Below are 7,855 nucleotides of genomic sequence, written 5' to 3' on the forward strand. Positions count from 1 at the left end.
TCGGCCGGTGGGCTTGCTGGCCCGGGTGCCGTTCACCTTCCGCCGGCCACCGTGCCCGTGGCGCTCTGTGTCGCGGCGATCCTCGACCATCCGGCCATCACCGCGGGCGACGAGGTCCCCAACCGAGAATCACAGAACCGCCCGCCCCTCGTGCAGCTGCCCGGCTGGCTCTGCGACAGCGCCTACAAGGCTGACAACGAGTGCGTCGCCGCTTGCGAACGCTTCTTCGACGAACACGAGGGACGCGGGTGTTCCGGGACGCACTGGCCGATCATGCCCGCCGCCTCCTGGTCACCAGCACCGACCGACACCATCGAGGCCATGTCCTGGACGCTCTGGACCGCAGCAAGTTACTTGTAACAGACGCCACCACCACCCACGGACCTTGGCGCGCCCGGCCCCGCCCCACGCCGTACCCGTGGGCACCGGACCTTGGTACACCCTCAGGCAGGAGAGTGGTGGCGCAGGTCTGTTACAAGTAACTTCTCATGGCTGTCCGCGACTGTCCGTTCAGGGGCGAGGGGTTGAAACGGTAATCACGTGACCACTTCCATCCTCGAGAATGTCGCGGCGGTCCTGCTGTTCGCCTCGCCGGGAAGTCCTTCGCATCCGCGCGGCGGCCGACGTCTTCCTCGACTCGCTCGACGAGCGCCCCGCCCCCGGTGGGGGCGGGGCGAGCCTGCTGATGCTCATGGCCAAGTCGCGTCACAAGAAGCCGGAGAACGTCCGACGCTGTTTCCCTCCTTCCGCAGAGGCGATCGCCGAGGTCGCGAGTTTGCTCGCGCCGGGCGACGGCAGGCGTTGAGTTCGGCGGTACCCGGCCTGTCGGCGCTGTCGCGAGGGCGAGCGGGGCGCGTCCCTCCCTGCGAGGGGTCGGCAGTGTGCCGGTTGCCCCGCCTGGAGGCTGCCGCCCGCTGGTTGGCAGGCGGCGCGAACGCTCATCCCTGGCCGTGGCTCAGCCAGCGGGCGATGACGGCGGGGTCGACATGCTGCGGAGTTGCGTATTCGAGAGTGCGGCGTACCACGAGATCCTCCGGGCCGGGCGGGCCGCCGACGACGCCGTACGACAGGCGTGGGCCGCGATCCGCAGCCCGGAGACGGTCGCCCTGTTCGAGGAACAGGGATCCCGCCGGGAAGGCCCTCGGGAACGACTGGCTACTTCCCTTCGGAGTGTGTTCGTGCCGCGCAGCGGGCAGGGGGAGCCCAGCGGTCACGAGCAGTCGAACCAGTGTCCGATGGGGCGTTCAGGGCAGGTGCGGCATTCGAAGATGTAGACGCCTCCGGCGTCGCCGAGGCACAGCCCGGCGGGGTTGTGGGCGTCACCTTCCCATCGCTGACCGCCCCATTCGTTCTTGTCTGCTCGGTCCTCATCGGGAAGCCAGGTACGCCAGGACTCACCGTCGAATTCCCAGCTGGACACGGTCAGGAGGTGCTCCATCCTGCTGCCGCAGCCTTCGCAGTCGGGCCATACCGGATCTTGTGTCCAGCCCGGGTAGCCGCCCAGCTTGATGCCTGGCGCCTCCGCGAGATGGTAGGAGTACCGCAGGCCGGCTTCACCGAGCAGTGCGTCGAAGCGGTCTCGGAGCACGTCTCGAAGCTCGTCAGGAAGGTCCCAGCTCGGGTACTCAGTCACCTGCTCGGGGTGAACCACACACGGTCCCGGATACCAGTCCTTGGGGAGCTCGGCCGCCGGCTCCGGGGTTGGCAGTACCTCGCCGACGGCACTGGAGTCCCGCCAGTGGACCTGGGGTAGGGGATAGCAGAACTCGCCGTGGGCGTAGGGGCACCACAGAACCTGTAGCAGGTCTGTGCCCTCGGGGAAGGGTATGCCGGGCGCGTCGGCACGGTGGACCTGCACGATAGGAACCATGGGTGCAGCGGGCTGCGGCTGGCTGGTGGAGTTCATGCTCTCGTCGTAGTGCTCTTCCCGGCACACCGGCCACGGCTCGGTGGCAGGCCAGAGCAAAGGACCTCCGACGGAACTGTCCTTGCAGGTCGGAGACCCAGGACGTGGGTGCAGGCGGACGGACTCACGACGGAAGGGGAGCAACTCCGGAAAGAGGCTCTCCATGTTGACGGGGCGATCAGGTGTGCGGCGGGACATACGCAGGACTTTAGAACCCAGGTACGACATCCAGCCCACCGGGCGCATGACGCTCGGCACGTGGCCAGTGCCTGTCACCACCCCTGTGACGCACTGACGCTCCTGAAACTCGACAACATTCCGTCGCTCTCGACCAAGCGGCTGTTGTCCGCGGCTGTCGTCTGAGTGCTCTCCCCTGCCACCTACGCAGCCACACTGCGTCTCTTGGCTGTCGGTGCAGTGTGAGAGCCTCCGGGCATGAGCTACGACCTGGCTGTCTGGGAAGGTGCGCCTGTGCGGAACTTCCACACGATCCCGTTGAGGACCATCCGGTCGTCCAGCCGGGGCCGCCCCAGCACGGGCCGGGGCAGCAACGGCTGGTTGAGTTCCCACTCGGCATCGGACAGTTCATGGCGGCGTATCACCACTCCATGATCCGCGATCCAAGATCACTTTGACGGCAGACCGCGGAACGCAGACCCTCAGACCCCGGCCGTGCAGAACACGCACGCCTGCCAGAACGGCAGCGCGTCCAGCACCCGGTGGCGTACGCAGGAGGCCACCGCGGCCTCCCGTGGCTTGGGCAGGACGCCCGTGCCGGCCCTCGCGGTCGCAGGGTCGAACTCCTCCACCATTGCTCGGTACGTGCGCAGGTACCCCTCGGCCCGTGGCGGCTCGTACGTCAGTTCCTCCCACCGGTGACGGGACAGCGCCAGATCGAGGACGCGCAGCAGGAAGTCCTTGGCCGCGGCTCGCTCCTGCGGTGTGTCCCCCCAGTCGAGCTCCGCCAGGCCGAAGCCAACCACCCCACGCCCCATCACGTTCTGGTCCTGGAGCGTCAGTAGGGCGGCGAAGCGGAAGTCCCACGGCCTGTGGGCCAGCGCGGACACGGCGAGCATCAGCACGTCCACGAACACCGCCGTGCCGCCGTTGGTCATCTCCAGGCGCTGGCCGTCACAGCCGTCAAACACGTTCATGTCTCGAGAGTAGAGACAGGGGAGGCCCCACCCTCCGCTTCGTGCTCTGACACAGACCCGACGGAACACTGGCGTCCGCCCCAACCGCACTGCCCAGAGTGCCCGGCACCGCACCTCGCCCCCCAACTACCGCTGGGAGGTGCCCAACGTTGCCGTAGCGCCCGAGTGCGTCCAGCACTCGGGCGCTCCTCCGCCTTACGATGCGTGGCATCGGAGGCCGCAGGCCTTACCGACCTTTGACGACACGGCCTAGCCCGGCTCTCCCCACTCCAGTACGACCACATCAGCTTCCTCGGCCGCTACGCCTTCACCCGGCCGTCGACGCCGGGCCTGCGCCCTCTGCGTGACCCCCGTGCCACAGATGAGGACTTCGACGAGCAATAGGGCACAGGATCCTTGTGTGGGGAGGCAGAACTCGGAACGGCTCTTTGCGCTGGGATGTTCTGGGTCTTGGGTGTTCCCCTGTCAGAGTCACATGGGCAGCGACAGGAGGCGGACCGCTCCAGGAGGCCACGGCACCGCGGTGCCAAAGGAGGTCCACATGGCCGGCAGGGGCATGGTGAGGTTGCCGCCGGGTTGTTGGACTGTGACGTCGGTGGGTAGAGGAGTCCACCCCATCTTTCGGTAGACAGGCATACGATCCGGGCGGCAGAACAAGAGACCGAACTGTAGGCCCTGTGCCGATGCCTGGGCCATGGCTGCGGAGACGACAAGTCCCGCCAAGCCGCGGCCTTGCAGTTCCGGTGCAACGATCACGCCCCCTAGGCCGGCCACCCGCAAAGTGGTGCCGGCGACGGAGACGGGTACGGCGACCCAGCCGGCATGGGCCACCAGGCGGCTCTCCGCCCTGATGCCGAAGTGCTGTTCCTTGGGACGCCAGGTCAGCCCCAGAGCGGAGACTTCAAATGGATCGCGGTCGTCCCCAGCGATGTCGCGCAGGTCGGCGGGCGTGTACTCCTGGAGAGCCGCCACCTGAGGGGAGGGGAGGAGCGCGGAGGGCTCCTCGGCCCTCGATTGGTCCTGCACCGTTCATCCCTTCTTCGCAGCGTCGGCTTCGTGCGGCCGGTGATGCGTGTTCGGCCCGGCGGGTGGTACGGCGTGGGGGCGGCCTGTGACCACGAGCAGTACGGCTGTCGTCAGGCCGAGCACACCGGCTGCGAGGAGTTGAACCCTGTAGTCCAGGGTGGCCACCAGTGCTGTGCCCGCGAGGATGGCGAGCCCGGTCGGTGCAAATACCAGCGTGTTCGCAGTGGCCGCCACCCGGCCGAGCAGTTCGTCCGGTGTCTCCTTCTGGACCGTGGTCAGGGCGCTGATGAGCGGCCAGGGCAGGCCCAGACCGATGAGCAGGCTGCCGGCCACCACCACGGGGAGGAAGCCGGTGATCCGGGCCAGCGCCCCGAGGGCGAAGAGCGTGAGGCCGAGCACTGACAGGAAGCGGGCCGGGACGCGGCGCATGAGCGCCCCGGTCGCCAGACCGCCGATGACCGACCCGAGCCCCTGGACCGAGCTGAGAACGCCGGCGAATGCCGCAGGCTGCCGCAGCCCGGTATCGAGGAGCGCGTAGGTCGCCGTACTGCTGAGGCTTGACGCCACCATGGCACAACCGCCTGCGACGACCAGGGCTCGCAGCGTCCTGTGCCGCCACAGGTAGCGAACGCCTTCGGCGGTCTCGGCGGTCCAGTTCCGCCGTGGCCGACGTGCGGGCGTGGCTTCACGCACGCGGATCAGACTGAAGGCGGCTGCGCCCAACAGGAAGGACAGCGCGTTCAGCAGGGCGACGGTCGGGCCGCCCAGAACAGTGAACAGGCCAGCGCCGATCAAAGGGCCGAGCAGGCTGGTGCTCTCGATCGCGGCCCGGGACAGGCCGTTGAAGTCCCCGCGTATGTCGCCCGGTATTGCGGAGGCGATCAATGCGGTCTCAGCGGCGTCCATCAGCACGGTTCCCGTGCCCACCATGGTCAGCACAGCAAAGAGCAGCCAGACATCATCAGGAGAGCGCACAGCGATGGGTGCCGTCATGACAGCGGCCAGCACCAGGCTCGTGGCGATCAGGAGCGTGCGGCGGCGCATCCGGTCGGCCACGTTGCCGAGGAACGGCCCCGCAAGGGCCGGTGCCCAGACGCAGAAACCCACCAGGGCCGCCAGGCTGTCGGAACCGGTGAGCTCCTTCACCCAGACCCCGGATGCCAGAAGGATCGCCGAGTCCCCGAAACCGGAGACGATCACTCCCGTCAGGTAGACGCGGGCGTTGCGGTCCCGCAGCACCGTGAACAGTCCCATGGCCATGCCCGGCCCCCCCTTGGTGATCTCGCTCCACAGGCTTCGGCACCCTACCCCCAACCGAATGGTTGGAGGTAGGGGTCCCGGTGGCGGCATGCGCTTTACTGACTGGCGTGACCGACGCAGACCCTGCCCTGAGAGCACTCGCCCATCCCGTGCGGCTGCGGATGCTCACGCTCATGTGGCCCGGACCGATGTCCGCTGCCGAACTCGCTCGTGAGTTGGGCATCTCGCACGCCCTGGCCAGCCGGCACCTGCGGAGCCTGGATGCCGCCGATCTGGTGGAACTGGCCGAGGAACGCACCCGCCGCGGGGGCCGGGAACGCCGCTACCGAACCGTCCACGGCTCCCCGCTGTCCGACCGCCTCGATGGAGCCCGGATGCTGGCAGCGACCCTGGCGCACACCCTTCAAGAGCGTGCCGCACGCCGGGCTCCAGACGGCAAGGGAGTAACGGTCGACGCGGAACTGTGGGTGGCACCGGAGGTGTGGGAAGCGGCCAGGCAGCGGCTCGCCGATATCGCGGCCGAACTCCACGACGCCGCGTGCCCGCCACGCGCGCCCGGAACGATCCCCGTGGGCGTGAGCCTGATGACCTTCCCTTTGCAAGAGGCCCCACATGCCGACGCTGACCGGGAACTGTGAAGAGCACCGCCCGCTGCTGATCTTGTTCGGGAATCGACCGTTTTCTGAGCAAGATCAGTAAGTGGCGGCTCGCAGTTGGGACGACGCCCGATCATGCGCGAGAAACGGTGTCAAAAGTCGGTGTGCTCAAGAACTTGAGAGGCACCGTATTCTGTGCGATCTGGCGGGTGCAGACGCCTCCGGACGGCGACACCGCCGATCTCCTCGCCCCAGTCCCTGCCGTGCAGGGCGCGCTCGTCGGGTACGCCCGCGTTTCGACCCAGGGGCAATTGCTCGACCGGCAGATTCACGCACTCACCGAAGCAGGCTGCATCAGGATCTTCGCCGACAAGAAGTCCGGCAAGAACGCGGAACGCGAGGAACTGCGTAAGGCCCTCGACTACCTCCGCGAAGGCGACACCCTAGAGCGTGTCCGCAATGTCGATTGGTCGTTACTCCGTTCGTGGTGCGTCGTCATGAACTGACTGATCAGGCCTGGGAAGTGATCGGGCCGTTGCTGGCTCCGCCCCGGATGGGGCGTCCCGTCCGGGACCGGCGACAGGTACTGAACGGCATCCTGTGGAAGCTGTCCACGGGTGCGGCCTGGCGGGACCTGCCCGAGCGGTACGGACCGTGGAAGACCGTCTATGAACGGTTCCGCCGCTGGTCAGCCGACGGAACCTGGGACCGGCTCCTGGCTCACGTCCAGCAGCACTCGGATGCGATCGGCGAAGTCGACTGGTCGGTCGTCTGTGTCGACTCGACGATCGTGCGGGCCCACCAGCACGCCGCCGGGGCCCGAAAAGGGGCCCTGGACCGGCGAGGCACTCGGCCGGTCCCGCGGCGGACTGAGCACGAAGATCCACCTCGCCTGCGACGGGCGGGGCCGGCCGCTCGCGTTCACGATCACCGGCGGGAACGTCAACGACTGCACACAGTTCGAGCCGGTCATGGCCCGCATCCGCATCAAGCGGTGCGGGCCGGGCCGGCCCCGCACCCGACCGCGGCGGGTGGTCGGCGACAAGGGCTACAGCTCCCGCAAGATCCGCTCCTACCTGCGTAAACGCGGTATCGCCTGCACCATCCCCGAACGCATCGACCAGATCAGCGGACGCCTGCGACGCGGCGAGAGCCTGTGCCGACTCGACCGCACCGTCTACCGGCGCCGCAACGTCGTCGAACGCTGCTTCAACCGGCTCAAGCAGAACAAAGCCCTCGCCACCCGCTATGACAAACGAGCCCGCCACTACCAAGCCCTGGTCGCCCTCGCCTGCCTGCGACTATGGCTCCCCAACTGACATTGCGGACAGGCCCTAGCCCGTCCCCTCACTCGATCGGTTCGGCCGCTCTATTCAAGACCTCATCACCATCGTCTCCGGCCTGCGAAAGCGCGGCATCGGCTTCACGTCGCTCCATGAGGCGCTCGACACCACCACGCCCGGCGGGCGCCTGGTCTTCCACGTCTTCGCCGCGCTCGCGGAGTTCATCCGCGAACTTATCGTCCAGGGCACCAGCGAGGGCCTGGACGCAGCCCGCGCCCGTGGCGCCCGCTTCGGCCGCCCGCCGGCCATGACCGAGGAACAGATCCGCCACGCCGGGGACTTGCTCACCCGCCCGGAGAACACTGTCACCTCGATCGCCAAGCTCCTTGGCTTCTCCCGCAACACGATCTACAAGTACGTACCCGAGCTGAAAGGTGGCCGGATCACGCTCGACAAGACTGACAGCATGCCGGCTCTGCCCCGCCCCGCACAGTCAGCGGAGTGATCAGCGGCTACCGCTAAATTCCGCTCCGATACTCCCCAAGGGCCTGTGTCAGGGGCGCCTCAATGAGTACCTGACCGCGTATGGCAAGGTATGCCGACGACTCGCGCCGGCCGGGCTCCGCGCGG

The 7,855-nt window shown here is 67.9% G+C and carries 9 protein-coding genes and 2 pseudogenes; 6 read left to right on the top strand and 5 right to left on the bottom strand.

All coding sequences use genetic code 11. The annotated features are described in order from the left end of the window. Nucleotides 1–57 precede the first annotated feature (57 nt). Nucleotides 58–360, top strand: coding sequence for a hypothetical protein (locus tag IE248_RS36435; RefSeq protein ID WP_190033067.1), 303 nt, complete (start codon nt 58–60; stop codon nt 358–360). Nucleotides 361–661: 301 nt separating this feature from the next. Further along, a pseudogene (locus tag IE248_RS38045) lies at nt 662–805 on the top strand (site-specific integrase); the annotation flags it as partial. Between the two features lie 405 nt (nt 806–1,210). Here the strand turns inward: IE248_RS38045 and IE248_RS36440 are convergent. The 5 genes from IE248_RS36440 to IE248_RS36460 form a co-directional block, all read right to left on the bottom strand. Further along, nucleotides 1,211–1,906 (bottom strand): DUF1963 domain-containing protein, encoded by a 696-nt coding sequence (locus tag IE248_RS36440; RefSeq protein WP_229895799.1) that lies wholly within the window; start codon nt 1,904–1,906, stop codon nt 1,211–1,213. 440 nt (nt 1,907–2,346) lie between these two features. Then, nucleotides 2,347–2,508 carry a transposase gene (locus tag IE248_RS36445; RefSeq protein ID WP_190033069.1) on the bottom strand — a complete coding sequence of 54 codons (162 nt, stop codon included), beginning with the start codon at nt 2,506–2,508 and terminating at the stop codon, nt 2,347–2,349. Between the two features lie 57 nt (nt 2,509–2,565). Next, nucleotides 2,566–3,060, bottom strand: a complete 495-nt coding sequence (locus tag IE248_RS36450; RefSeq protein WP_190033070.1) for a hypothetical protein — start codon at nt 3,058–3,060, stop codon at nt 2,566–2,568. Nucleotides 3,061–3,531: 471 nt separating this feature from the next. Continuing rightward, nucleotides 3,532–4,032, bottom strand: a complete 501-nt coding sequence (locus tag IE248_RS36455) for a GNAT family N-acetyltransferase (protein WP_190033071.1) — start codon at nt 4,030–4,032, stop codon at nt 3,532–3,534. 57 nt (nt 4,033–4,089) lie between these two features. Further along, nucleotides 4,090–5,346: an MFS transporter gene (locus IE248_RS36460; RefSeq protein ID WP_229895800.1), complete on the bottom strand. Its 1,257-nt coding sequence runs from the start codon at nt 5,344–5,346 to the stop codon at nt 4,090–4,092. A 107-nt stretch (nt 5,347–5,453) separates the two neighbouring features. On the opposite strand from IE248_RS36460, the gene IE248_RS36465 reads away from it, so the two are divergent. From IE248_RS36465 to IE248_RS38760, 4 genes and pseudogenes are all read left to right on the top strand, one after another. Further along, on the top strand, nt 5,454–5,984 hold the full coding sequence (locus IE248_RS36465) for an ArsR/SmtB family transcription factor (protein ID WP_190033072.1): 531 nt from the start codon (nt 5,454–5,456) through the stop codon (nt 5,982–5,984). A gap of 122 nt (nt 5,985–6,106) precedes the next feature. Continuing rightward, nucleotides 6,107–6,448: a recombinase family protein gene (locus IE248_RS38520; RefSeq protein WP_308438211.1), complete on the top strand. Its 342-nt coding sequence runs from the start codon at nt 6,107–6,109 to the stop codon at nt 6,446–6,448. Beyond that, nucleotides 6,430–7,261 (top strand): annotated as a pseudogene (locus tag IE248_RS36475) (IS5 family transposase). The gene IE248_RS38520 and the pseudogene IE248_RS36475 overlap by 19 nt, the downstream one beginning before the upstream one ends. Before the next feature lie 82 nt (nt 7,262–7,343). Next, a complete protein-coding gene (locus tag IE248_RS38760; protein ID WP_506417323.1) occupies nt 7,344–7,730 on the top strand; it encodes a recombinase family protein in 387 nt (128 codons plus the stop codon). The last annotated feature ends 125 nt before the right edge of the window (nt 7,731–7,855 follow it).

It is taken from the genome of Streptomyces goshikiensis (genome assembly GCF_014650555.1).
Lineage (GTDB): Bacteria > Actinomycetota > Actinomycetes > Streptomycetales > Streptomycetaceae > Streptomyces > Streptomyces goshikiensis.

Excerpts from the sequence above, each read along its gene's own strand:
- IE248_RS36440 (WP_229895799.1), bottom strand. The coding sequence starts at position 1,906 with ATGAACTCCACCAGCCAGCCGCAGCCCGCTGCACCCATGGTTCCTATC.
- IE248_RS36460 (WP_229895800.1), bottom strand. The coding sequence starts at position 5,346 with ATGGCCATGGGACTGTTCACGGTGCTGCGGGACCGCAACGCCCGCGTC.
- IE248_RS36450 (WP_190033070.1), bottom strand. The coding sequence starts at position 3,060 with ATGAACGTGTTTGACGGCTGTGACGGCCAGCGCCTGGAGATGACCAAC.